This is a genomic window from Rhodothermales bacterium (assembly GCA_040221055.1).
In the GTDB taxonomy this organism is placed as follows: Bacteria; Bacteroidota; Rhodothermia; order Rhodothermales; family UBA10348; genus 1-14-0-65-60-17.
Map to the genome: position 1 here is coordinate 57,925 of JAVJVN010000015.1, position 26,796 is coordinate 84,720.

General features: G+C 63.5%; 19 protein-coding genes. 10 read left to right on the forward strand and 9 right to left on the reverse strand.

Annotated elements, in window-relative coordinates; translation table 11 throughout:
* Position 1 precedes the first annotated feature (1 nt).
* The 5 genes from RIE53_10035 to RIE53_10055 form a co-directional block, all read right to left on the reverse strand.
* On the reverse strand, positions 2-1,303 hold the full coding sequence (locus RIE53_10035; GenBank protein MEQ9105027.1) for a membrane dipeptidase: 1,302 nt from the start codon (positions 1,301-1,303) through the stop codon (positions 2-4).
* The gene (locus RIE53_10040; GenBank protein MEQ9105028.1) at positions 1,300-4,488 is read right to left on the reverse strand and encodes an efflux RND transporter permease subunit; all 3,189 of its coding nucleotides are present in this window, start codon (positions 4,486-4,488) and stop codon (positions 1,300-1,302) included. Before RIE53_10040 ends, RIE53_10035 begins: the two co-directional genes overlap by 4 nt.
* Positions 4,485-7,619, reverse strand: coding sequence for an efflux RND transporter permease subunit (locus RIE53_10045; GenBank protein ID MEQ9105029.1), 3,135 nt, complete (start codon positions 7,617-7,619; stop codon positions 4,485-4,487). Before RIE53_10045 ends, RIE53_10040 begins: the two co-directional genes overlap by 4 nt.
* Positions 7,616-8,821, reverse strand: a complete 1,206-nt coding sequence (locus tag RIE53_10050) for an efflux RND transporter periplasmic adaptor subunit (GenBank protein ID MEQ9105030.1) — start codon at positions 8,819-8,821, stop codon at positions 7,616-7,618. Before RIE53_10050 ends, RIE53_10045 begins: the two co-directional genes overlap by 4 nt.
* A gap of 69 nt (positions 8,822-8,890) precedes the next feature.
* Positions 8,891-12,430: a PKD domain-containing protein gene (locus tag RIE53_10055; GenBank protein ID MEQ9105031.1), complete on the reverse strand. Its 3,540-nt coding sequence runs from the start codon at positions 12,428-12,430 to the stop codon at positions 8,891-8,893.
* A gap of 156 nt (positions 12,431-12,586) precedes the next feature.
* On the opposite strand from RIE53_10055, the gene RIE53_10060 reads away from it, so the two are divergent.
* The 9 genes from RIE53_10060 (at position 12,587) to RIE53_10100 (ending at position 21,724) form a co-directional block, all read left to right on the forward strand.
* Entirely contained in the window at positions 12,587-13,927 is a 1,341-nt protein-coding gene (locus RIE53_10060) for an amidohydrolase family protein (GenBank protein ID MEQ9105032.1), read from the forward strand.
* A 97-nt stretch (positions 13,928-14,024) separates the two neighbouring features.
* On the forward strand, positions 14,025-14,456 hold the full coding sequence (locus tag RIE53_10065) for an Rrf2 family transcriptional regulator (protein ID MEQ9105033.1): 432 nt from the start codon (positions 14,025-14,027) through the stop codon (positions 14,454-14,456).
* A gap of 47 nt (positions 14,457-14,503) precedes the next feature.
* On the forward strand, positions 14,504-14,971 hold the full coding sequence (locus RIE53_10070; protein ID MEQ9105034.1) for a cytochrome c: 468 nt from the start codon (positions 14,504-14,506) through the stop codon (positions 14,969-14,971).
* 19 nt (positions 14,972-14,990) lie between these two features.
* On the forward strand, positions 14,991-16,946 hold the full coding sequence (nosZ, locus tag RIE53_10075; GenBank protein MEQ9105035.1) for a Sec-dependent nitrous-oxide reductase: 1,956 nt from the start codon (positions 14,991-14,993) through the stop codon (positions 16,944-16,946).
* Positions 16,947-16,949: 3 nt separating this feature from the next.
* Positions 16,950-18,023 (forward strand): nitrous oxide reductase accessory protein NosL, encoded by a 1,074-nt coding sequence (locus RIE53_10080; GenBank protein MEQ9105036.1) that lies wholly within the window; start codon positions 16,950-16,952, stop codon positions 18,021-18,023.
* Positions 18,024-18,025: 2 nt separating this feature from the next.
* On the forward strand, positions 18,026-19,243 hold the full coding sequence (gene nosD, locus RIE53_10085) for a nitrous oxide reductase family maturation protein NosD (GenBank protein ID MEQ9105037.1): 1,218 nt from the start codon (positions 18,026-18,028) through the stop codon (positions 19,241-19,243).
* A complete protein-coding gene (locus tag RIE53_10090; protein ID MEQ9105038.1) occupies positions 19,240-19,977 on the forward strand; it encodes an ABC transporter ATP-binding protein in 738 nt (245 codons plus the stop codon). Before nosD ends, RIE53_10090 begins: the two co-directional genes overlap by 4 nt.
* Positions 19,974-20,765: a hypothetical protein gene (locus RIE53_10095; protein MEQ9105039.1), complete on the forward strand. Its 792-nt coding sequence runs from the start codon at positions 19,974-19,976 to the stop codon at positions 20,763-20,765. The genes RIE53_10090 and RIE53_10095 overlap by 4 nt, the downstream gene beginning before the upstream one ends.
* A gap of 233 nt (positions 20,766-20,998) precedes the next feature.
* The gene (locus RIE53_10100) at positions 20,999-21,724 is read left to right on the forward strand and encodes a pseudouridine synthase (protein MEQ9105040.1); all 726 of its coding nucleotides are present in this window, start codon (positions 20,999-21,001) and stop codon (positions 21,722-21,724) included.
* On the opposite strand, the gene RIE53_10105 is transcribed toward RIE53_10100, so the two are convergent.
* Positions 21,685-22,659, reverse strand: coding sequence for a mechanosensitive ion channel family protein (locus RIE53_10105; protein ID MEQ9105041.1), 975 nt, complete (start codon positions 22,657-22,659; stop codon positions 21,685-21,687). The genes RIE53_10100 and RIE53_10105 overlap by 40 nt on opposite strands.
* A complete protein-coding gene (gene corA, locus RIE53_10110; protein MEQ9105042.1) occupies positions 22,659-23,708 on the reverse strand; it encodes a magnesium/cobalt transporter CorA in 1,050 nt (349 codons plus the stop codon). The genes RIE53_10105 and corA overlap by 1 nt, the downstream gene beginning before the upstream one ends.
* Positions 23,709-23,850: 142 nt before the next feature.
* On the opposite strand from corA, the gene RIE53_10115 reads away from it, so the two are divergent.
* Entirely contained in the window at positions 23,851-24,243 is a 393-nt protein-coding gene (locus RIE53_10115) for a DoxX family protein (protein MEQ9105043.1), read from the forward strand.
* Here the strand turns inward: RIE53_10115 and lhgO are convergent.
* Together lhgO and RIE53_10125 are read right to left on the reverse strand one after the other, a co-directional pair.
* Positions 24,236-25,480, reverse strand: a complete 1,245-nt coding sequence (gene lhgO, locus RIE53_10120) for an L-2-hydroxyglutarate oxidase (GenBank protein MEQ9105044.1) — start codon at positions 25,478-25,480, stop codon at positions 24,236-24,238. The two genes, RIE53_10115 and lhgO, sit on opposite strands and share 8 nt — an antisense overlap.
* Positions 25,477-26,784, reverse strand: a complete 1,308-nt coding sequence (locus RIE53_10125; GenBank protein ID MEQ9105045.1) for an aminotransferase class V-fold PLP-dependent enzyme — start codon at positions 26,782-26,784, stop codon at positions 25,477-25,479. The genes lhgO and RIE53_10125 overlap by 4 nt, the downstream gene beginning before the upstream one ends.
* Positions 26,785-26,796 lie beyond the last annotated feature (12 nt).

Below are 26,796 nucleotides of genomic sequence, written 5' to 3' on the forward strand. Positions count from 1 at the left end.
CCTACATATCCAACTGGATTTCCGCGGCAATCCGCTGGACGTCGTCCAGCACGCGAAGCAGGTTGCCGCTCCACAACTTGCCGATTTCCTCTTCGGTGTAGCCGCGACGGACCAATTCGAGCGTCACGTTGAACGTCTCGGATGCATCCATCCAGCCATCCACGCCGCCACCGCCGTCGAAGTCGGAGGAAATGCCCACATGGTCAATACCAATGAGGTCGACCATATAGTCAATGTGGTCCACGAAGTCGGCGACGTTCACGGGCTCGACACCCAGGTCGCCCATCTGGGCCTGCAGGGCATCCTCAATGGGAGCAACGCGCTCGTTGTAGGCCGCCCGGTCCTCAGGCGACATTTCAAACAACTCACGGCGGCTGGAAACCAGTTCGATACCCATCTCAGCGGCAATCGCCGAGCGCACCGAATCGACGGCCGCGCGATACGCGGCATCCTTTTCTGAATCCACGTAACTGCGGAACGCAACGGTCTGCACAACGCCGCCGTTTTCCTTCAGCAGCAGGAGTTCTTCGTCATCCAGGTTCCGGCTGACATCGTTCAGGCCGCGCGCGGATGAATGCGATGCCATGACCGGTGCCCGGGAGAGCTGCATGGTTTCCACGTTGGCCGCCTTCGACGGATGCGACAGGTCGATCATGATGCCATAGCGGTTCATGAGGGCGATGGCCTCACGGCCGAGATCGCTCAATCCGTTGTGCATCCAGATATCGTCCCGTTCGCCGGTGTTGGAATCCGAGAACTGGCTGTGGCCGTTGTGCGACAAAGACATGTAACGGGCACCCAGCTCGTGGAAGAGCCGGATGTTGTCCAGGTTCTCCCCGAGCGGGTAGGCATTTTCCACCCCGATCATGGCTACCAGCTTGCCCTCGTCCACCAGGCGCCGAACGTCGTCCGAATTCAGTGCGAGGCCGATCTGGTCCGGCGCCTTTTCCTGCGTCAGCCAGTGGATGGCCTCGAACTTGGCCATGGCGTTCTCATAGGCTGCGGCATAGCCCTCGTCCGTCAGGTCGCCCTGTCCGGTGTAGACCACGAGCCAGGCCACGTCCAGACCCCCTTCACGCATCTTGGGCAGCGTGACCTGGGTGGACAGGTCCATGGTGTAGTTCTGCTCTTCCGTGAAATTGCTGACGTTGATGTCGTCGTGCGTATCGAGCGTAATGACGCGCTCATGGATGCCGCGCGCGCGCTCAACGAGGGCCTCTTCCGATTCGGTTTCCTGGGCGCAGCCGGCGACCAGGAGAAGCGCTGCCAACGGAAGGAATTTGAAGGCGGAATGTCGGATCATGATGCTTGCTTTCGGTGAGTGATCCTTCCAATATAGGAAACGAGCGCAACCGCCATGACAGGGGCGAGCAGCGTACTTGCGGTAAGTCCACCGATGACCGTCACTGCGAGCCCCGTCCAGAAGTCGGCATTGTCAGCGTAGATCAGCATCGGCGCCATGGAAACAATGGAGGTCAGCGTGGTCGTGACCATGGGCCGGAGGCGTTCCCGTACGGCCAGCCGCATGAGTTGGCCCGCATTGCCCCAGGGGCGACGCTCCCGGTGCTGCCGGTACCGGTCCACGAGCAATATCGAGTCGTTCACCGCAATCCCGACCATCAGGATGGATCCGATGAACGCCCCCTCGGCGAAATTCGCCCCCGTCCACGCGAAACCCCAGGACACCCCGACAGCCGACAGCGGCACCGATACAATGACCACGAGCGGCAGCCGCCAGCTCTCGAACACGGCCGCCGTAACAATGAAGACCAGCAGCAGCGTCGCCAGGATCATCCAGGCAAAGGACTCCTTGACCTCATCGGTGAAGAAGCTGAACGACGCCATGTCGATGGAATACCCTACCGGCACGGCGAACGCCGCCAGCTCGGCCTCCACGAAGTCGTTGGCCATCTGCCCCGGACCCCGGAAATCTACCGCCATGAACCGCTGATACTGCTGGTCGGCCCTTCGGACGCCCGACGGCCGCGTCTCAATGGTGTATTCCGCCACCTCCCCCATGAAGAGCTCCCGCCCGTTGCCCATGGCCAGAGGGCGCTCCATGACGTCGGCGATGTCGGCATCGTCGGCGCCCGATACCAGCACCCGCACCGGAATCTGCACATCTTCCTCGAGGTCGGCGTACGCCATGGGGAACCGCGTGCGGAAAACCGGGGCCAACGCGGCGGCCACGGCCTGCGCCGAGTGCCCCGACCGCTCCTCCGACTCCGGTGACCAGTCGAAGCGGAGCACCTGCCGCGCCGCCTGGAAGCGTCCGAACTGGTCGGCATTTACATCCACACCCGCCACGCGGCGGCTCCGCCCCTCCAGGTGCCGCGCAAATTGCCGGGCCAACAGGTCCAGGTCCTCATAGTTGGGTCCACGCAGCTCCAGGCGCACCCCCGAAATTCCGCCCCCCACTCCGCTGAAATACCCGTCCTGCACCAGCCCGCCCACGCTTATCCGGAGGCCACCGATGTTCACGGCCTGCCCAATGAGCTGCTCCCTGAGCACGTACGGCTCGGCCGTCAAGAGCGATGCCTCATGGAATTGCAGCCGCATGTTCGCCGATTCCTCGCGCACGTTCAGGATGACCCGCTCCACGGAGGGCGACGCCAACGCCGTGCGCTCGAACTGCGACATGAGCGAATCGGCCCGGGCTATCGGATGCCCCGGCGGAAACCCCATGTTCACATACACTTCCGGTCTCGGCGACCAGGACCATCCGCGTCCGAAACTGACGCCGTTCCTGAATTTCCGTATGGCCCCGCCCAGCACCGGATCCAGCCATTCCCGCGTCGTGCGAACGGCCCGGTGGTCAAACGCCGCGTTGTAGACGGACGCCAGCCGCGCGGAGGGCGCCGTGTCCGGCACATCCACCGTAATCCGCTCCGGCACGAGCCACACCGGGAGCCCCAGAACGAGCAGCAGCACCAGGACCGTCGTGCGCGGAAACCGGTCGGCCTGACGGTAGGGCCAGGCCAGGATTCGTCTGATGCGCCGCCCCGCCCTACCCGGCGGCGGATGCACGGGCAGGAAGCGGGTGGTTACGGGGACCACCAGGGCGGCCGCGCCCAACGATGCGCCGAGCGTGACCGCAACCAGAATCCCGAACGGCAGGAACAGCGTCCGCAAATCACCGCTCAGGTACACGAGCGGCACCATGACGGACATCGTGCTGAGCGTGCCCCCAACGAGGGGCAGCCAGACCGCGCGGAGGGCGTCGGACGTGGCGCGCGGACCCCGCCGGATAAGGAGTTGCTCCACGACCACGACGGAATTGTCCACCAGGAGGCCGAATACCAGCACGAGCCCCGCAATCGTCAGCAAATTCAGCGTCAGACCGAGCGGCTGCATGACCAGCATGGCCACGGCCAAGGAAACGCCCACGCTGAACACCACGACGACCGTGGCCCGCACACTGCGGAGCATGGTCAACAGCACAATCACGACCAGCAGGAGCCCGGCGCCGCCCCGCCAGCGCAGATCGTTCATCTGGTCGCGCACCTCTTCGCTCCGATCATCGGCCACAATCAGCCGCGCACCCTCCGGCAGGTCGGCCTCCAGCTCTTCGAGCGCCGTATACACGTCGCGGGCCACATCAATCAGGTGACTGCCCTTCGCCCGGTCAATGCGCAGCGTCACCACGGGCTGCCCGTCAATCCGGCTGATGGACCGCACGGGCGCCGGCTCCATGTCCACGGCGGCCACATCCTTCAGCGTGACCTGCGCGCCGCCGGTTTCCCTGAGGACGAGGTCCCGGAACGCCGGTATCCGGTCTTCGGACGTCCGCATGAGGAGCGCGCTGCGACTGCCGTCGCGGAGCCGGCCGTACGCATCGTCCCCCAGCAGCTCCCGGATGCGCCCCGACACTTCCCCGGCACCGATGCCCGTGGCCGTCAACCGGTCCGGATTGAGGGTGATGCGCAATTCGCGCTGGGTCCCGCCGATTATTTCGATGTCGGACATACCCGGGATGCTCTGCAGGCGGGGCCGGATGCGCCGGTCGGCCAACGTGCGCACTTCATCCAGGGAGAGGGGCGCAATCAGCTGCACGGTCATGAACCCTTGTTCGTCGCGAAGCGATTCGGGGATCTGCTTGGTCAGGCGCGGCCACACACGATCGGGCAGCGTACCCCGGAGCACCGTCAATTGCTCGTTCAACTGCGCCACGTACAGGCCCACGTCCACGTCCTTCGATACGTGCAGCGTAAGCGAGGCCATCCCCTCCTCCGACAGGCTTTCGACGGATTCGGTGCCCGGGACGCGCTGGATGGCCCGTTCAATGGGCGCCGTTACGTAGCGTTCGACGGCCCGGGGCGATGCTCCCGGCCAGCCGGCTGATACCCGGACAATGGGCAATTCGACCTGCGGGACCCATTCGAGCGGCACCTGGAACGTGGCCCAGATGCCAGCCAAAAGGATGGCCCCGGACCAGGCCAGGACGCCCACCGGACGCATCATCCACCGTTCAATCCAGTCGAAACTCATGATTCACGCGTGACGAGTGCGTAGGCTACAGGTACCACGAACAGCGTCAGCACCGTAGCGGCCATGAGGCCGCCCACGATGGCAATGGCCATCGGGGCCCGGAGCTCGGCGCCTTCCCCGAACCCGAGCGCCAGGGGCAGGAGGCCGAGGACGGTCGTGATGGTGGTCATCAGGATGGGCCTCAGACGGTCCCGCCCGGCTTCCAGGATGGCCGCGTGCGTATCCAGGCCGGCCGCCCGGCGCTGATTGATGAAGTCCACCTTGACGATGGCATCGTTCACCACAATGCCCACCAGGACCACGCTGCCGGTGAGGCTCATGAGGTTGATGGTCTGCCCGGTCATGGCCAGGACGGCGGCCACACCCGAGGCAGCCAAGGGTACCGTGAGCAAGACCACGAGGGGCTGCGTGAGCGACTCGAACTGGGCCGCCAGGATCAGAAACACCAGGACCACGGAGAACAGCAGGCTCCACAGCATGGCCTGCAGGCTGTTCCGGAAGGCCTCGTTGGCGCCCCCGACATTCCCCCGGACGGTGTCCGGAAGCCGTTCGGCCAGAACGGTTTCCGCCGCGCCGGAGGCTGATTTCAGGTCCGCTCCGGGCGCCACATCGGCCAGGATCCGGAGGACGGGCGATTGATCGGTTCGGTAGAGGGACGCCGGGAGCTCGACGAACGCGGCGGTGAGAAAGGTGGAGAGCGGCATGGGACCACCGGGCGTCACCACGCGCTGCGCCATCAGCTGCTGGATGCTCCCAATGCCTTCGGTCCGGAGTGTGATCGGGATGTCTTCGTTGATGGACCGCAGGTCCGTGGCGTGCACGCCACGCGCCCCGGCTTCCAGGAACGCCGTAATGGAGGACGCCTGCACGCCATACCGCGCCAGCGCATCCCGCTTGAAATCCAGACGGTAGGCCGGCACGTTGAACGCATCGGCCCGGCGCACATTGTTGAGTTCGGGGCGGTCGGTGAGGGCGGCGAGCACCGCATCGAACGGAACAGCCGCTTCCTCGCGGCGGTCCGCCACGAGATCGATGAACAGGTCCGACTCATCGCTGGCCAACAGCTCCTCCAACTGCGTCCGGACAACGGTCACTTCCACGGTCATGTCCGCGGCGTGGGGTGCAGCGCGGGCAGCGTCCAGGGCCTCGTCCAGCGAAACGCCCGGCGCCAGCATGAGCGACAGGTCCCCTTCATAGGACGGCCGGGGGTCAATCTGCAGGCGGGCCTCATCGCGTTCGCCCAGGTCCGCCAGCACGTGATCGAAGGCCGCGTCCTGCAACAACACGGCGGCCAGGTCCGCCGATCGCGCATCCAGGAGCGGCAGGTCCGCGTCCGCGGGAAGTGAAACGTGAAGGTTCAGCCGCCCCTGATTGGTGCGTGGCACGACTTCCCGCGGGAGTACGTCCAGGATGATGGTCGCTGCAGCCACCAACAGCACCCCGCCGGCCACGACCCAGCCTTTTTTGGCCAGCGCACGCGTCAGGGCCCGTTCGTAGTTCCTGACCAGCCGGGAGGCGCCGGAACTGGCGGGCGCGATCGCGGGCGCGACAACATCCGGGCCGGAGTCCAAACCCAAGCCCGTACCCAAACCAGACAGGACGCGCTCGTCCCGTGCCGCTATCAGCGGCACCGCCGTCAGGCCCACGATCAGACTCGCCGCCAATGACGTGATGACGGCGAGCGACTGGTCCAGGAACAGGCGTCCGGCCAGGCCCTCCACGAACGTGAGCGGAAGGAAGACGGCGATGGTCGTGAGGGTCGATGCCGTGATGGCCCCGGCCACCTCCGACGTACCCTGGATGCCCGCCTTGCGGGCTGGCATGCCGCTCTCGCGCAGCCGCGCGATGTTTTCGACGACCACGATGGCGTTGTCAACGAGCATCCCGACGCCCAGTGCCAACCCCGACAGCGAAATCAAATTGAACGTGACGCCGAGGGCGTCAAAGGCCACGAGCGTCAGGCCGAGCGACAGCGGTACGGCGACCGCCACGGCCAGGAGGGCCTGGCGACGGCGCAGGAATACGAACAGTACGACAATGGCCAGAAGACCTCCGAGCAGCACCGCCTGCGCCACGCCCCCGATGGCCTCCTGGATGAAGCGGGACTCATCGATGACCACATCCACACGGACGTCCGGCATGCCATCGGACATTTCGGCCAGGGCGGCGCGGACCTCGTCCGCCGCGCGCACCGTGTTGGCATCGGGGCGGCGTTCCACCAGCAGCATGAGGGTTTCGCGGCCGTCCAGGCGGACGAGTCCGCGCCGCTCATCCACCCCTTCCCGCACATCGGCCACGTCCCGGAGACGGAGCGATCGGTCCCCGCGGCGCGCAACAATGGCATCTGCAATGTCCTCGATCGTCTCGAACTCGCCCGTGACTTCCACGGCGTACTGGAACGGACCACGGCGGATGGCCCCACCCGGCTGCGCCACGTTCGCCCGGCGCAGGGCCGTTTCAATGTCGGTGACATCCACGGCGTGCGCGGCGAGCCGCGCTGGATCCAGGAGGACATCCACCCTCCGGTCAAATCCGCCCGTGACCACCACCCGCGCGACATCCCCCAACTGCTCCAGCCGCCGCGCAATGATTTCCTTGCCGACGGTTTTCAGGCGGACCAGGTCCCCGGAGCGGCCCGAGGCGCCGTCCCCGGCCTCGGAAAGGGCCAGAATCATGATGGGCCGGTCGTTCGGATCCAGTCGCAGCACCACCGGGCGTTCGGCTTCATCCGGCAACTGATCTCCCAGGCGATCCAATTGCTCCCGGACCTCCAGGAGCGCCAGGTCGAGGTTCACGTTCCATCCAAAGTCAAGGCGGATCATGCTCCCGCCGAGCATGGACCGGGCCGTAATGCGCTGCACCCCCTGCGTACCGGAAATGGCCTCTTCCACCCGCTCCGTGATGGCCCGCTCCACCCGCTCGGGGGGTACGTCCGGATAGGCCGTCCACACGACCAGCGTCGGATAGCGCAAATCCGGGAGCAGGGATACCGGGACCCGCACCCACGCGGCGAGCGCGGCCACGGCTACCAAAAGGAAGAACGCCGTGACGGCCACGGGCCGCCGGAAGCACGCCGCAATGAACGGATTGGACGCCCCGGGGGATTCCGGATGGTTGCCGGGACTGCTCACTGAACCGTCACCCGGGCATCGTGGGACAGGGCATGGTGCCCCGCCACGGCAAGACTGTCTCCGGGCTGGAGCGGATCCAGGATCTCGACCAGGCCCCCACTCCGGCGTCCCGTCGTCACGTAGGTCCACTGCGCGCGGCCGTCCTTGACCACGAACACCAGATCGCGTCCCTGGCGAACCAGGACGGCCTCGGCCGGCACCACCATACGATCCTGCAGACGTCCCGATTCCAACTGGACATAGGCAAACAACCCGGACAGCAACGTCCCACCCCGGTTCGGGACCTCCACGGTCACACGCCCCGTGCCGGTTTCCCGGTCCACGGACGGATTCACGGACCAGATCCGTCCCGTCAGGACCGAATCGCCGAGCGCCGGAATGCGAACCCGAGCCACAGCGCCCTTGCGCAAGCCAACGATGTCGGCTTCCAGTACATTGACGGTCACTTTCATGCGCGCGTCATCCAAAAGGGTCAGCACGGTCTCGCCGACCGCGACCCGCTGGCCTTCCTCCACTTCCAGATTCGCGATACGGCCGGTGAACGGTGCGCGGACCGTCATGCGGGACAGCGCCAACTCCGCCCGTCGCACGCGCTGCTCGGCCTGTTCCAGGCCCGACAACACCGCCTCCACTTCGTTCCGGCGCGAACCGCTGCGGAGCACGTCCGCGTCATGGGCGCGGCGCGCCATCTGGAACTCCTCGAGCGTCAGGCTGCCGGCCTCGTAGGCTTCCCGAGCCTGCTCGAAGGCGCGCCGCGCCCGCTCCAACAGGGCCGAGTCGGGCGCTTCGCTGTTCGATCCCACACGTTTGCTGGCATAATCGATCTGCGCCCGCAACAGTTCACTGGAGGCCTCCTCCAACTCCAACTCCTGATCGCGGGAGTCCAGCCGGAGCAGCGCCTGTCCTTCCTGGACGCGCGTTCCTTCGTCCACCAGCCGTTCACGGACCAGCCCGGAGGCTTCCGGACTCACCCCTGCCTCCCGCCAGGGCGTCAAGTGACCCGTGGCCTCGGCCAGGATCAGGAAGTCCGTGGGCTGCAATTCAACAGCCTGCACCCGCGCCCGCGCGGAGACCCGCTCGGCGTCGGGCCGGTCCTCGGCGTTTTCCACTTCGGCGCCGGTGAGTTGCGGCCAGAATGCGTACGCGCCAACGGCAACGGCCAACACGACGAGCACAAGGGCCGCGGCCTTCCAGGGTTTCATGCCTTCCAGGGTCTGTTTGATGGATGTCCATTCAATCGGAAGACAATGTAAGCCCTTGAAAGGTTGCTGTCAGCGGAGCAGAACGATGGAGCGTGTACGCGTCTCTGCGCGCATCTGTCCGTCCGCAGTCAGACGAATCAGGTACATGCCACTGGCACGACCGGAGGCGTCGAAACGGACTTCGTGCCGTCCGGAGGGCAACCGACCGTCCACCAGCACGGCCACTTCCCGGCCCAACAGGTCATGGACGGTGAGCCGGACCGCGGCCGGCTCGGCCAGTTCGAATGGGATGAGGGTCTGCGGATTGAACGGGTTCGGATAGGCCGCGAGCAGCCGGGTCGCGGTCGGTACCACCTCCGGTTCGGTCGCGGTGGCGCCCCCAGAGCCGGTCAGTTCCACCACATCAATCCACATGACCGCACCGTCCGAACCCCCGAACCACGCATCGGACACATTGAACCAGTTTGCGTTCACGTCCATCTCCCACGCACTGTCCACACGCTGCCCGAGGGGCGGGCCGCCCACGAGGGCGTATCGTTCATAGGGCGCGCCGTAATCCTCGAAATGGATGCTCACGAAGAAGGTCCGATCCACTTCCACGTCCGGCAGGACGAAGGTCATGGGGACGCCCCCGACCACGGTCGGGTCCTGGTATTCCCATTGTTCGTTCTCGACGGTGACCATGTTGAATACGGGGGATGCGTACAACAGGTCAACCGGCCCCGACGCTGCGGTACCGGACCATACGGCGACCGATACGTCCTGCGAATACGCATCCGTGTGGCTGTACCCCAACCAGTACCGGATGGCGCTCAGGAATCCGACCGGTTCGCCCGAGGGCAACTCCATCAACTGGGCCTTGGCCCGGTCCAGGTAGCCGTTGGTCCCGAACAGGAATCCACCATTCGATGCCTCATAAACCTCTCCGGCCGACGCATCGCGCGTGGAGCCCTCCAGGAATACCAGATGCCGGCGGGCAATCGCGCGGACTTCGTCGGCGGTCAACGCGCCGCCGTACAGCCGAAAATCATCCACCCGGACGTCCATCCCGCTGAGCTGCTGGCCGAACCGGAGAAAACCATTGTTTTGCGGAATGGTGAACTCCCCGACCGGCATCGGATGGCCAACGAGCACCGGGTATCCATTCATGTACACGGTCTGCCGGGTCCCATCGTAGGTCACCATGTAGTGGAACCACCCATCCTCCTTCGCCAGGATGCCGGCTTTGGCCTGCGTGTACGACGACGAGGCCGCCGTGCCGCTGATCTCATTGATTATGCCCTCCACGTCGCTGGGGCCCCACAGCCCGAGCGTCGTTTCGCCTTGCGCATCGGCCAGCCGGAAAATCAGCGATGCATCCCGCGTATTCTCGCCCAGCTCAATCCACGCTCCCACGCTCACCGCGGTGCGCGGCGTACCGTCGGTCAGGAACGGCAACACGAGCACGGCCGACTCGGACAACTGGATGGCCGACTGCGGATTTCCGAAGCGGTCCGGCGCCCAGGACGACCAGTTCGTTTCATTGTAGCCGGGGAACCCGATGGTGCCGTCGAACGGCAAGTGCAGCAGGAGCTCGGCAGAAGTCGGGTCGCCACCCGGCTCGGTAACCGTAATAAGTTTCTCAGCCAAAGACGCACCCCCCTCGGGATCGAGGACCAACAGGAGTGATGTATACACGCCTGGGGTTGTATAGGTGTGCGACACCTGGACGCCGACTTCGATATCCGATCCGTCTCCGAAATCCCACGCATACTCCAGCGGTGAGCCTTCGGGGTCGCTCGATCCCGATCCATCGAACGTAACCGTCAGCGGTGCGGGACCGCTGGAGGTATTCACCGTGATCACGGCCGTCGGCATCTGATTGGAGGACGGCTCGGTAACCGTAATCATGGACGATGCGGTGCCGGTCTCGCCTTCGTCATCCGTCACTGTCAGCGTCACGGTGTACGACCCGGCCGACGTATAGGTATGCGTTGTCGTGACCCCGCTGGCACCCTGCCCGTCGCCAAAGGTCCAGGACCACGCCTGGATGTCCCCACCGTCCGGATCGGAGCTGGTGCTGGCATTGAAGGTCACCAGGAGTGGCGCCGGACCACCCTCAGGCGATGCCGTGAAGGCCGCAACCGGCGCCTCCGTCCCCGACTGTTCTTCCGGCCACAGATTGGACGTCAGGATGAGATCAATGAAGTCCTGGTTCTTGGCCTCGCAATAGTACCGCTCCGTCACCGGCTTCTGGACCGGGAACGCGGCATCCTGGCTGTTGCCCGATGCGGCCGTCCGGTTCTCGAAGAACCACTGGTACGTATTGTTCGTGCCGCCAACCGGGCATCCAAGCGCCCAGACGGTGCCCTGATCCAGCGCCAGCACGTCGAACGACTGCTGCGGGGCATAGCTCACGAACGTCAATCCGAGGTTGTTCTGCAGGTCATCGAAATGCAGCCGGTTTCCCGCCACGTCGAGGGCCAGGAAGCCCGAGGGGAGGCCCCGGAAGTCGGGCAGGTCCTCGATGTTGTTCTCCTTGATGGACAACCCCCGCAGCGCCGGCATGGTCGTCATGGATTCCGGCACTGCGCCCGTCAAGTGGTTGTTGTTCAGCTGCAGGGTGACCAGGTTGGACGCGTTCCCGATTTCCGGGGGAAGTTCACCCGTCAATTCGTTGTTGAACAGATAGATTTCCGTAGCCGGGGTGTTGCCGAGTCCCGCCGGAAGCGGTCCGCTCAACCGGTTGTTGGACAGATTCAGGCTCCCCAGCATGGGCATGTCCCCGATGGAGCCGGGAATGCTCCCTGTCAGATCGGCCTGGAATACCCAAAGGCGCTCCAGGGACACCATTCCGCCCCACTGGGCCGGTAACGGGCCCGTGATGGCCGTGTCGTACAGATACAGTTTCTGCAGTTGCCACAGGTTGTTGATGGTGGCCGGAATGGGCCCCGACAGGTTTTCATTCCAGGACAGATCCAGCTCAAGCAGCGTCGTGATGGAGCCGATGGATGCGGGGATGCTGCCTTGCAGGTTGTTGCTGGACAGCGACATGAGGCGCAGCGCGCTGAGTCCGCCTATCCCTTCCGGCAGCGCGGTCAGTTGATTCTCGAACCCGTTCAGGATGGTGAGTTGTTTCAGGTTGCCGATAGTGGACGGCAGTCCGGTCAGCTGATTCCCCCAGAACACCAGTTCCTTGAGCGCGACCAGGTTTCCAAACGACTCGGGGATGTTTCCCGTGAAGGTGTTCCGTTCCAGGTTCAGGGTTTCCAGTTTGGTCAGGTTGCCCATGCTCGCCGGCAGGGGCCCGCTCAACTGATTGAAGGCCAGACTGAGCAAGCGCAGTTCGGTCAGATTGCCGATTTCCGTCGGCAACGTCCCTTTCAGCCCCAACTGCGAGAGTCCCAGGCCCGTGACCCGGTTGTTCTCCACCGCAAGGAAGCCCCACGACGAAACCGGTCCGGAAAGCCAGCCGGGGTTGGATTGCCAGTTCGGGCCGTCCGTGGCATTGTATATGGCGACCAGCGCCAGTGAATCTGCGACCGATACTTGACCCTGGACGGGTGTTGCAGCCAACAGAAGGGGCAGGATCAGGAATGAAAGGCGGAAGGAACGAAGAGAACGGCGCATGGCCTTCTGGCTCCATATTGGTGTCCATCGGAACACTAATCATGCCCGTCCTCATGGGCTGTAATCCGAATTGTAGGCCGGCCGTAGTCCTTTGCCCTACGATTATCTATACTCAGGCAGAGCCCTTGTATCCACCCACTCACCGGTACATGTGTCATGAAACCCTTGACTTCCCTCCGCTCCGCACTCTGGCTCGTTCTCATGGCCATCCTGTGCGTCCCCGTGTCCACGGCCCAGGACCTGCAGGTGACCGCCATTCGCGCCGGGCACCTGGTGGACACCGCCAGCGGCACGGCCACGCCGGACCAGATCATCCTGATTGAACGGAACAATGCCCGCGGCCGCGGGACCATCGTGGCCATCGGATCCGACGTGGAAATCCCGGAAGGCGCGGACATCATTGACCTGAGTGACCACTATGTACTCGGTGGCCTGGTCGATGCGCACGATCATCTGGCCATCACCTACAAGGAGGATCCGGAGAGCAACAACTATTACTTCACGACGCTCATGGATTCGACGCCCATCCGGGCCATCCAGGCGTTTTCGACCGGGTTCCAGAAGCTCTCATCCGGCTTCACCATTGTCCGCGACCTCGGCAACAACGGCCTCTACGCCGACACCGCCCTCCGTCAGGCCATCGCCCAGGGATGGGTCCCCGGGCCGACCATCATCAACTCGGGCATCATCATCGGGGCCTTCGGTGGCCAGTTCTACGAGATTCCGGAGCGCGAGGACACCGTCTACCCCGAGTACCTGAATGCCGACACGGATGACGAGATCGTCAAGGCCATCCGTCGCAACATCCATTACGGCGCCAAGGTCATCAAAGTCTGCGTGGACTGCCAGGCCTATCCGTACACCACGGAGCAGCTGAAACTGTTCGTGAGCGAGGCCGCCAATGCCGGTCAGAAGGTGTCCGGGCATGTCCAGACCCGGGAAGGCGCCCTGCGTGCCATAGAGGCCGGTCTCTGGTCCATCGACCACGACAACGCCATGGATCCGGAAATCCATGCGATGATGGCGGCCAAGGGCGTGTGGCGTGTGGGTACGGAGACCCCGAAAGCCGATTGGTCCCGGGTAAGCGATGCGCGCTGGGAACGCCGTACGGCCATGCTGCGGGACGCCTTCGATCAGGGCGTCAAGCTCGCGTTTTCGACCGATGCGGATTATTTCATCCCGGGCCTGCACCGCGGCGAATTGACCATTGAATTCCTGGAGACCTGGAAAGCCGCGGGCATCCCGGACGCCGACATCCTGAAGATCATGACCACCAACGGCTACGAAATCAGCGAACTGGAAGATGAGCGGGGTCCCATCCGCGAAGGCTTCGCGGCAGACATCATTGCCGTCCCGGGTAATCCGCTGGAGGACATCGATGCGCTGCGCAACGTGACGTTCGTCATGAAGGACGGACTGGTGTTCAAGCACGACGGCATCGTGGCCCCCATGGACTTCTTCCACAACGGTCCCCAGTACGGCTGGCGGGTTCGCTGATTGTAGTGTGAAGAGTCCGTAAAACGGTGAAGTCCGGTTGCCGGCATTCGATCCTGTTGTATATTACGGACAACAGAGTCGCTTATCTATTATAACCATGCTGTCCAACGCCTGCCAATACGGACTCCGCGCCATGATCCATCTGGCCCAGCAACCGGAAGATGGATTCGTCCCGGTGCGTGAAATCAGCGCATCGCTGGACGTGTCGCACACGTTCCTGGCCAAGATCCTGCAGCAGCTGGTAGCCAAGGAACTGCTGGTGTCCTTGCGCGGACCGAGCGGCGGCGTACGGCTGGCCCATTCTGCAGACAAGATCCTGCTCAATGACATTGTCGTGGCCATCGACGGCCGGAAAGTACTTGAATCGTGTGTACTCGGTCTGCCCGGATGCGGCCACCAGGCGCCCTGCCCCATGCATGCCTCCTGGGCCGAAGTCCGGAACCGGTTCTGCAAGATGCTTGAGGAAACCAGCCTCCAGACGCTCGCCGCGAAGACCAAAGCCGCCGGATTCCGCCTGACCCCGCACTGATGAACCCATTTCCATCCTCCTATTTCGGACTAAATACTCTTTACTCCATGAAGAAGATACTTCACCCCATCATGGCCCTCCCGCTCCTGCTCGCCGTCCTCCTCCTCGGCGCCTGCGGATCCGAAGGTGGCTCTGACAGCAGCGCCGACGGCAGCGCACCCACCGCCGAATCCGGCCTGACCGCCGTCCAACTTGAGCACGGTCTCGGGCCGATTGCTCCGTTCGATCTCGGCCCCATTGACGCCGCCCTGGCCGAGCGGGGCGCGGACATCTTCAAAATGAAGTGCACGTCGTGCCACAAGATGGAGGGTCGCTATGTGGGTCCTCCACTGGGCGACATCACCGAGACCCGGTCGCCGGCCTACGTCATGAACATGATCCTGAATCCCCAGGAGATGATCACGGCGCATCCCACGGCCAAGAAGGTATTCGCCGAATACCTCACACCCATGCCCAATCAAAGCCTGAGCGAAGACGATGCACGCGCCGTGCTCGAATACCTCCGGACGCAATAACCAACCCATCAGAAGCGCCATGAAACGCATCTCCATCAATCGAATCATCGTCGGCGTGGCCGCCACCCTGCTCATTGGAGCCCTGGCCACGTCGTGCCGTACCGCCACCGACCAATCCGGCCACGCGGACGCCGCCCAGGCCGTCTATGTGCCCCCGGGCAGCTACGACGAATTCTACTCCTTCATGTCCGGCGGATTCTCCGGCCAGGTCACCGTCATGGGCCTGCCCTCGGGGCGGCTGCTGAAGACCATCCCCGTGTTTTCCCAGCACGCCGAAAATGGCTGGGGATACGACGAGGAAACCAAAGCCATGCTGAACACCTCGTACGGATTCGTTCCGTGGGACGATTCGCATCATCCGCAGCTCAGCCAGACGAACGGCGTGCCGGACGGACGGTGGCTGTTCATCAACGGCAACAACACGCCGCGAATTGCGCGCATCGACCTGAAATCTTTTGAAACGGCTGAGATCGTGGAGATTCCGCTCTCCGCGGGCAACCACGCCTCGCCTTTCATCACCGAGAACTCGGAATACGTGGTGGCCGCCACGCGCTTCAGCGTGCCTATCCCGCAGCGGGACATTTCGATTTCCGAGTACAAGGAGCAGTTCAAGGGCACGATTTCGTTCGTACGGGCCGACCGTCCCGGCGAAATGGAAGTCGCCTTCCAGATCATGGTGCCCGGCTATGACTACGACCTGTCCACCGCCGGTACGGGTCCCTCGCACGGCTGGGCCTTCCTGTCCACCTACAACGTAGAGCAGGCCAATACGCTCAAGGAAGTCAACGCCAGCCAGCGCGACAAGGATTTCATTGCCGCCGTGAACTGGAAGCGCGCCGAAGAGTGCGTCGAGGCGGGCAACTTCGAGGAATGGGATGTGACCTACCTGCGCAACGTGAAGCCGCACCAGGGTATAGCCACCACCACGACGCTCTCCGGCAGCAAGATGCTGCAGCCCGCCGACTGCGACGGCCTGGTCTACTTTCTGCCGACGCCCAAGTCGCCCCACGGCGTGGACGTGGATCCCACGGGTGAATTCATTGTGGGCGGTGGCAAGCTGGCCACCGTGCTTCCTGTGCACTCCTTCACGAAGATGCTCAAGGCCATCGAGGACAAGGAATTCGAAGGCATGGCCGATGGCATCCCCGTGCTGAAGTACGATGCGATCATTGCCGGGGAAGTTGAGAATGCCGGCCTCGGCCCGCTCCACACCCAGTTCGACGGCCGCGGCTCGGCCTACACCACGGCCTTCCTGTCCTCGGAAATCGTGAAGTGGGACATCGAGACGTTCACCGTCGTGGACCGCATTCCGGTCTATTATTCGGTGGGCCACCTCATGATTCCGGGCGGTGACAGCCGCCAGCCGGCCGGAAAATACCTGGTCGCGCTGAACAAGATCACGAAGGACCGCTACCTCCCGACCGGACCGGAACTGGCCCACTCGGCGCAGCTCATTGACATCTCCGGCGACAAGATGAAGATGCTCCTGGACTTCCCGACCATGGGCGAGCCGCACTACGCGCAGGCCATTGCGGCGGACCTCGTGACGCCGGATCAGATCAAGATCTATCGCCTTGAAGAAAACGAGCACCCGTACGCGACACTCTCCGAGGCCGACGCCCGGGTGGTCCGTGAAGGCACCGACGTGCACGTCTACATGACTTCCATCCGGAGCCACTTTGCGCCGGACAACATCGAGGGCATCCGCGTGGGCGATACGGTGTACTTCCACGTCACCAACCTGGAACAGGACTGGGATGTGCCGCACGGATTCGCCATGCTCGGCGCCAACGCCAGCGAACTGCTCATCATGCCGGGCGACACCCGCACGCTGGTCTGGAAACCGACCGCCGTGGGCGTCTATCCGTTCTACTGCACGGACTTCTGCTCGGCGCTCCACCAGGAGATGCAGGGCTACATCCGCGTATCGGACGCCGGCTCCAACGTCCCGATTTCATTCCACACCGGAGGCTGAGTCATGACCACCCGCAGTCGACTCCTGACGGCCCTCGCAGGCCTCATGCTCATCACCATGTATTTCTTCCCCCTGTGGAGGATTACGCTCGAAGCACCGCAGTACCCCGAAGGCCTCGGCCTCAGGATCATGCTGTCGGATGTCCGGGGAGTGAACGAGTTCGACCTGCAGAACATCAACAACCTGAACCACTACATCGGCATGCAGCGGATTGAACCGGATGCCATTCCGGAGCTCAAGATCATGCCGTGGGCCATTGCCTTCCTGATTGCCGGCGCCTTCGGCGTCGCGCTCCTGGGGCGGCGGCGCTGGCTCACGACCTGGGTCGTGCTGTTCGGCCTGCTGTCGCTGGTCGGCCTGGTGGATTTCTGGTTGTGGGAGTACGACTACGGGCACAACCTGGACACGTCGACGGCCGCCATCGTGGTGCCCGGCATGTCCTACCAGCCGCCCCTCATTGGATCGAAGCAACTGCTCAACTTCAAAGCCCACTCCTGGCCGGGAGTGGGCGGTTGGGCGGCCTTCGCTGCATTGGGGCTTGGCATGGTGGCGTGGGGGCTCGATCGGCCGAAGCGCCGCCGGAAATTCAGCGCCAAACCGTCCGCCGGTGCGGCCCTCGGCGCCCTGGCCCTGCCCCTGCTCCTCGTGGCCGGCTGCACGCCGGAACCCGAGCCCTTCCATCTCGGCCAGGACGAGGGTGCCTACTGCCGGATGACCATTGACGATGCCCGGTTCGCCTCGCAGATCGTCATGAAAACCGGACGGGTATACAAATTCGACTCCATCGAATGCCTGTCCCGCTACCTGGCCGAACAGGTCCAGGATGAAACCGACGTGCATTCCGTCTGGGTGTCCGACGCCGCCGAGCCCGGCCAGCTGGTGAACGTCACCGAGGCCGTCTTCGTGCAGCACGAACGACTCCGCTCGCCCATGGGCGGGGGATGGGCCGCGTTCGCATCGGTGGCCTCGGCGCAGGAAACCGTCCCGGACATCGATCCCGACGCGGACGTGCACACCTGGTTGTCCATGCGCCGCGTGAGCCACGCATCACTCGGAACGAGACCGTCGGGTATGTAATCATGTTTGTACGGGTGATGCTCTTCGTGGCGCTGGCCTTCGCCGCCGCGCCGGCCATGCCCGCCCCGGCCCAATCGCTCGCCGAGCGCCTGGAACGCGCCGCGCCCTACGATACGCTCCGCATTCCCGCCGGGACCTGGACCGAGACCACGCTCCACATCCGGAAGCCGGTCGTACTCGTGGGCGAGCCGGGAGCCCGGCTGAAAGGCGACGGATCGCACGAGTTGATCGTGATCCTGAGCGACGACGTGACCATCCAGGGGCTGGACCTGTCCGGCGTCGGTCGGACGTTCATGGAAGACCGGGCGGCCATCCGCGTGCAGGATGCATCGCGCTGCCGGATAGCCGACAATACCTTCAGCGATGTGTTTTTCGGCGTGTACATGGCCCGGGCGGCCGACTGCACGGTGTCGGGCAACACGCTGAGCGCCAATTTCGAGCGCGAAACCACAGGCGGCAACGCCATCCATTCGTGGTACAGCAACCGGCTGCATATCGTAGATAATGTCATTACCGGATTCCGGGACGGCATCTACCTCGAGTTCACGAACGATTCGGAGGTGGCCGGCAACCGCTCGGACCACAACCTGCGGTACGGATTGCATTTCATGTTCTCGGACCGCTGCAGCTACGACCGCAATTCGTTCTCGGACAACAGGGCCGGTGTGGCGGTCATGTACGCCGACGGGTTGTCCATGCGGGACAACACGTTCCAGCGGGCCTGGGGATCATCGGCCTACGGCCTCCTGCTCAAGGAAATCCGGCGGGGCGAAATCCTGGGCAACACGTTCCAGGGCAATTCCGTGGGCATCCTCATGGAATCGACCGATGCCATGGATTTCCACGGCAACCAGTTCCTCGAAAACGGTTGGGCCATCAAGATGATGGCGAGCTCCATCGGCAACACCTTTGAAGACAACGTCTTTGCCGGTAATACCTTCGACATCGCCACGAACAGCCGCTCGTCCACCAGTCGCTTCACGGCCAATTACTGGGACCGCTACACGGGCTACGACCTGGACCGCGACGGCTTCGGCGACGTCCCCTTCCGGCCCGTTTCGCTCTTTTCCGTACTCGCCGAGCGACACGAGGCCATGCTCTACCTGTACCGCAGCGTCCTCGTGGATCTGCTCAACACGGCCGAAAGCCTGCTCCCGGTGCTCACGCCCGTTGACCTGGCCGACCACCGTCCGCGCATGGTGCTACCAACAACAAGATGAAACTCCTTCCACACGATACGCCGCCCATCTCCATCAGCGGGCTCATGAAATCCTTCGGCACGAACCAGGTGCTGGCGGGCATTGACCTCACGTTCGGTGCGGGTGAAACCACCGCCATCGTCGGTCCGAACGGCGCCGGGAAAACGACGCTCATCAAGAGCCTGCTGGGGCTCGTCCACCCGGATGCCGGTGTCCTGGAAGTCGGAGGCCTGCCAGCCGGGTCGGACGGCGACTACCGCCGACTCATCGGATACATGCCGCAAAGTGCCCGTTTCCCCGACGGGATGTCGGCGCGCGACATGATTGCACTCGTCCGCCGCCTGCGTGACCCGAAGACACCCATCGATACCTCGCTCATCCGCACCCTCGGGCTTTCCGGCGAAATGGACAAGCCCTTCCGGACCCTGTCGGGCGGAACGCGGCAGAAAGTATCGGCGGTCCTCGCGTTCATGTACACGCCGCCCATCTATATCCTGGACGAGCCTACGGCCGGTCTGGACCCCGTGTCCAGCGCGGCCCTGAAGGACCACATCCTCGCGGTCCGCGAACGCGGGGCCACCGTGCTCCTGACGTCGCATGTCATGGCCGACCTCGAAGAGCTCTGCGATCGCATTGTCTTCCTTTTGGACGGACGCGTCCGCTTCGACGGATCGTTGTCGGATTTGCGCGCCCGCACCGGCCAACCCCGGCTCGAACGCGCCATTGCCCGCATCCTGGAGGGAGAAGCCGCATGAACACCGTCCAAACCATCTTCCGCTTCCAGGTCGGCGATGCACTCCGCAGCCGCTGGCTCATCCTGCACTTCCTGCTGTTCCTGTTGCTGACCGAAGGGCTGCTGCTGGCCTCCGGCTTCTCCGACAAGGCCCTTGTCAGCCTCATCAATGTGGTCCTGCTGCTGGTCCCCCTCATCAGTCTCGTGTTCGGGGTCATCCACCAGTACAACGCCCGCGAATTCGTGGAGCTGCTGCTGACCCAACCGGTGCGTCGCCGCGACCTGTTTGCCGGCCTGCTGGCGGGAATAGGCGTGCCCATGACGCTGTCGTTCGTCCTCGGGATATTCCTTCCGTTCGCCTGGCACGGCGGACTCGACCCGGTGCAGGGCTCGCGGTTGTTCGCGCTGCTCGGACTCGGATCCGTGCTCACGTTGACCTGCATTTCGGTCGCCGTAGCCGTCTCCATCCGGCAGACGGATCGCATCCGCGGCATTGGCCTCGCGCTGTTCCTGTGGCTGGCCTACGCCGTGCTGTTCGACGGCGCCATCATGCTGAGCGTCGTGCTGCTGGACCACTGGCCCATCGAGAAGGCCATGATCGTGGTAATGCTCATGAACCCCGTCGACATCATCCGCCTGGTCCTGCTGCAGGTGTTCGATGCCGCCGCCATGATGGGCTACACCGGCGCCGTGTTCACCCGATTCTTCGAAGATGGCATGGGATACGCCGTGGCCGCGACCGCCCTCTCGTTCTGGCTCATCCTGCCCACCTGGCTGGCCCGCCACGCATTCCTGCGGAAAGATTTCTGATGCGCGGCGTATTAGAAGGCTGTTGGGCATGTGGAGGACCTCTCGTTCGGAGCGGCATAACATTTGGATGATGTCATGCCGCCCGAACCCGAAGGGAACGAGGGGGTTACGGGCGGATACTGCGTCATGGCTCCTCCACGATACAGTAGCATCGCGTCGTCGCCCTTCCTTGTCTGCGCCTCGTAAGACCCCCGTTCGAGAGGCCCTCCACATGCCCAACAGCCTTCTGGCCGATGCCTTCCATCCTGTACCAGACCGAACACCTCGTCGTCGTCGACAAGCCGGCGGGCATGCTCGTGCACCGGACGGCCCGGGACAAGGACGAAACAACGTTCCTGGTGCAGACGGTGCGGGATATGACGGGGCGACACGTGTATCCCGTGCACCGGCTGGACAAGCCCACATCGGGGACGCTCATACTGGCGTTTGACCCGGAGACGACCGCCGATCTGTCTCGGCTTCTGGCCGAGCGGCGGTTGCACCGGACGTACGTCGCGCTCGTTCGGGGCTGGGTCCATGAGCCGGTGCGTATTGACTATCCATTGACACGGGTATCGGTCCGGGACGGTGGACCGGCAGATGCCCCCCGCCGCGAGGCCATTACCAACGTAGAGCCCGTGACGCTATATGATATTAAAGTACCTGCTGGAAGATATGATAGTGCTCGCTATACATATTTGAAGTTATATCCGGAGACCGGGCGAACGCACCAGCTTCGCAGGCATCTCAAGCACGTGAACCACCCCATAATCGGCGATCGCAAGTACGGGGATCGGGACCATAACGCGTTGTGGGCCAGCCCCGGCCTGTCTGGACTCATGCTGCACGCCCAATCCGTGACCCTCCCCGACGGGACGACCGTGGAAGCACCCCTGCCCGAGCGGTTTGTCCGGGCGCTGGAGTGGCTGTCGGGCGGGAATCAGTCCGAACCGAAGGGCGCGTTGGGCGCCCCGCCCTGAACATGGATGGTCCGCTGCGGGAAGGGGATTTCAATCCCGTCGGCGTCGAAGGCAGATTTGATGGCGCGGCGCAGTTGGCGCTCGGCCTCCCACTGTTCGCCCGGAATGACCATGACAATGACCCGTACGTTCACAGAGCTCTCGGCGAAGTCGGTAATGCCTTGTACCAGCGGATTTTCCTCTTTCAGGATATCCCGATGCTCTTCGGCCCATGCCAATGCCACCCGCTCCATGACCTGCATGACCCGCTCATGGTCATCGGCATAGGACAGGCCCACGTTCACGATGACGCGTGCGAAGTCGATGGAGCGGTTGCCGAACACGCGAAGTTCGCCGGCAGGCACCATGAGCAGTTCACCGTTGAACCGGCGCACTTTGATGAGGCGAACCCCGATGTACTCGACCACGCCCTCATCCTGCCCGATCCGGATGACGTCGCCCACGTGGATGGAATCGTCAAACAACAGCAACACCCCGGAAATCACATCCTTCACCAACGACTGCGCGCCAAAACCGATGGCAATACCGGCAATACCGGCCGTCGCCACAAGCGCAGCCACATCCACTTCCAGCTGACTCAGCACCGTGATGAAGGCCACCGGCCAGACGATGTAGCGGACCGTCGAAAGGAGCAGGCTTTTGATGGTAAATGCCCGCTGGCGCCGCGGATGGATGAGCGGAAGGTCCTCGAACCGGAGGGACCACCGGTGCGTCGCCTTGTCCGCAATACTGATGATGAACCACGCTGCAATCAAGATGACGGCGATCACGAGGCCCTTCTGGCCGATGGAGACCCACGCGCTCGCATCCAGCAGGCCGCCCTCGAACGCCTGGGCGATGGGGTCGGGCGACGCGGGGAGCGCGGCGGCGGAATCGGCCGCCGTACCGGCCGCATCCTGGGCCGATTTGAGCAACCGGAGGGCTTGTTGGGGCATCAAAGCCATTTCTTGCGTCGGAAATAATACAGAAGGACCACACCGATGGAGACCATGATTCCCCACGCGGCAAAATAACCATACTTCCAGTGCAGTTCGGGCATGACATCAAAGTTCATCCCGTAGATGCCCGCCACGAACGTCAGCGGAATGAAGATGCTGCCCATGATGGTCAGCACCTTCATGATCTCGTTCATCTTGTGGCTGATGGACGACAGGTAAAGGTCGTTCAGTCCGGAGAGCAGGTCCCGATACGTCTCCAGCATGTCCACCACCTGGATGGTATGGTCATATACATCCCGGAGATAGGCTTCCGTCTGGGGTTGGATGAGCTGCGAATCGTCCCGGGACATGGCGCTCAGCACTTCCCGGAGCGGCCAGATGGACTTCCGGATGGTCATGACCTCGCGCTTGGCGGTGTTTATCCGCGCAACGGTCGACTGGGTCGGGTTGCCCAGGACTTCCACCTCGATATCATCGATTTCCTCCCCCATGACCTCGATCACGAAGAAGTAGTGGTCCACGATGGTGTCCAGCAGGGCATACGCCAGGTAGTCGGGTCCCATGGCCCGGATAATGCCCTTTCCGGCGCGCAACCGGTTGCGTACAGGCTCGAAAACGTCGCCGGGCTGCTCCTGGAAACTGTAAACGTGCGTGCGGGTCAGGACGATGGACACCTGCTCCTGGTGCAGCACCTCTTCGGCATCGTAGTGCAGCATCTTGACCACGATATAGAGCGAATCGTCATCATACCGCTCCAGCTTGGGCCGCTGTGTGGGATGGACAATGTCCTCCATCACTAACTTGTGCAGGTCGAGCTCGTCCCCTATGCGTCGAACGATATCCACATCGTGGATACCGGATATGTTCACCCACGTCGTGGTCTCCGGAGACTGGGAACGCTCGAAGACGTCATCGGTCAGTTCACCCGACTCAAGGAAGGTATCCTCGTTGTAGTCGAAGACGTGGATCTCGATGGGCTCCTCGCGCTTTGGGCCCGTGTAGATCAGGGTGCCGGGGGCTAATCCCGGTTTTTTGTGTTTTGCCATACCGCAGTATCCGGATACAGAACGAGCCACGCAAATGCAAAGACGTCCATATGGACGAGTTTTTTCTATTCCGGCGCGTCCCGCCGTAACGAATGGCATGGGACGTACACCTACACCGTACGTTCACACAATCACAACCCCAATGCAACAATACATCCCACTCATCGGTCGCATTCTGTTCTCCATGATCTTCATCATGGTCGGATTCATGCACTTCATGGACGTCGAAGGAATGAGCATGATGGTGCCGTCCTTCCTGCCCGCTCCCGCGTTCTTCGTCTACCTTACGGGCCTCATGTTGGTCGCCGGTGGCTTCAGCGTCCTGCTCGGCTACAAGGCGAAAATCGGAGGACTCATTCTGGCTGCCTTCCTCATGTCAACGTCCCTGTTGGTATTCCTTCCGCAGGTCGGCGGTGACGATCCGACGCCCATGATGATGATGCTCAAGGACATGTCCATGGCGGGCGGTGCACTCTTGATCTCCTACTTTGGCGCCGGCCCAATCAGCATGGATGCGAAGAACGCCGTCAGCTGAATTGAGCGTGGGCCCGGTCGGCGATTTCCCGGCCGATGGCCAGGCAGGCCGTGGCCGCCGGAGACGGTGCGTTGCACACGTGCAGCATGCCGTCCGCCTCCAGGATCACGAAATCCTCCACCATGTTGCCATCCTTGTCCAGGGCCTGGGCGCGGATGCCCGAGCGGCACGGCAACAGATCCTGCGCCTTCACGCCGGGCACCAGGCGGCGCACGGCTTTCAGGTACTGCCGTTTGGAAACCGTACGCGCCATTTCCTGCAGGCCGGTGCGCCAGTGGGCACGCGCCAGCCGCCGGAATCCGGCAAAGCCCACCGCCTCCCGCAAATCCTCGACGCTCCACGTCGCCAGGTCGTACCCCTCGCGGGCAGTGGCGAGGACGGCGTTCGGGCCCACCTCCACGCGGTCGTCAATCATGCGCGTCAGATGCACGCCCAGGAACGGGTAGGCCGGATTCGGGACGGGGTAAATGAGGTTCCGGCACAGCGTGCGGGCCGCAGGGGTCAGTTCGTAATAGACGCCCCGGAACGGGACGATCTGCATGCCGGGGTCCAGGCCGGAGAGGCGGGCGAGGCGATCCGCGTGGAGACCGGCACATGCCACGACGAGCCCGGCCTCGAAGAGGGTCGGGGCGTCTCCGGCCCCACCCTTCCCTGACCCTGAACCTGGCACTGCCGCCCGAACCAGCGTTCGGCCGCCGGACCGATCCATGGCCACTACCTCCACGCCCGTCACAATCCGATGCCCCGCATCGGTCAATCGCCCGGCCAACGCACGGCACACGCCCGGGTAATCCACAATGCCCGCATCGGGAACGTGAATGGCTTCCACCCCCGTGGCGGCGGGCTCGAGCGCCGCCAGACGCGCCGGGCCAATCAATTCGTTCCGGATGCCATTCTCGCGCCCCCGCTCGGCAATCGCATGCAGCCCATCGACTTCCGACGCATCGACAGCCACGATCACCTTTCCGCACGTATCGTAGGCCACGCCGTGAGCATCACAGAAAGCGACAAGATCGCGGCGGCCCTCCCGACACAACCGCGCCTTCAGGGATCCCGGCTTGTAGTAGATGCCACTGTGCAGCACACCCGAGTTGCGCCCCGACTGGTGCATCCCCACCGCCGGCTCCTTTTCCAGGACGGTTATCGACCGCCCGGGATGCCGCTCGGACAACGCCAGCGCCGTCGCCAGACCCACCAGACCGCCGCCGATAACGACGACATCCGAGCGTTGACTCATGCGTACTTGGCCGGCATGCCGTTGTTGGCCAGGTACAGCATGGCATCGTTGAACCGCTCAATCTCTTCCATCGTCGTATAGACGTTGGCGGTCACGCGCAGGCCTTCGAATTCGGCATGCTTGATGGGCGTCGCAATAATGCGGTGTTCGCCCCACAGGAACCGCCCGACGGCCGACGTATCGATCCCCTCAATCTGGACGGTGCCAATGCAGCAGGAATACGGGGTTTTCTGGGAGGTATGCAGGCGGACGCGGTCATGCTCCAGCAGCACATTGGCCCAGGAATCCCTCAGATACCGCAGGCGCGCTTCCTTGCGCGCCGGGCCAATGCCCTGGTGGAAGGTCAGCGCTTCCCCGATGGCAATGAAGTTCGCCGCCGGATGCGTTCCGATTTCCTCGAACTTCCGGATGTTGTCATCCATGGTCTCGGGCGCGGCCATCATGGGCCACAAATCCTTGATCTTTTCCTTGCGGACATAGAGCATGCCCGTGCCGTGCGGCGCGAACAGCCATTTGTGGAGGCTCGTGGCGTAATAGTCGCAATCCAGGTCCTCGTGCGTGAAGTCCCAGTGGGCGAACGAGTGGGCGCCGTCCACGATCACCGGAATGCCGCGTTTGCGCGCCATCTGGACGACCTTCTTGACCGGCAGGATCTGCCCCGTGATGTTCACGATGTGGCACATCAGGATGACCTTCGTGCGCGGGGTGATGTTCTCCTCGAACAGCCGTACGACTTCGTCGTCATCCTCGGCGGGAATGGGCAGCGGAAACTGCTTCAACACAATACCTTCCCGGCGCTCCCGCTGCTTGAACGTCGTGATCATGCGGCCGTAGTCGTGCGTCGTCGTGAGCACTTCATCTCCCGCCTGCAGGTCGATGCCGAGCTGACAGATCTGCAGCCCTTCCGATGCGTTCCGCGTGATGGCGATTTCCTCGGAATCGCACTTGAACTGCCGCGCCAGACGCTGCCGGACCCCTTCCTTCTGGGGCTCCAGGATCTGCCACATGCCGTAGACCGGCGCTTCGTTCGAATAGTCCAGGTGCCGTTTCATGGCTTCCTGAACACTGGCCGGCGCCGGGCTCACCCCGCCGTTGTTCAGGTTGACCAGCGACCGGTCCACCGTGAAGGCCTGCTGGACTTCACGCCAGAACGACTCGTCCCGGGCAATTTCCTGCGGCGTGCCGCTCCAGGACGATACTGTGTCCAGGAATTCGGAGATGGAAGCGGGATTGAACGTGGCTACGGCCATTCCGGCGGTAGCGACCTGGCCTGTACGGCCCAGGAATCGGCGGCGAGAGAGCATGGGATGGGACAT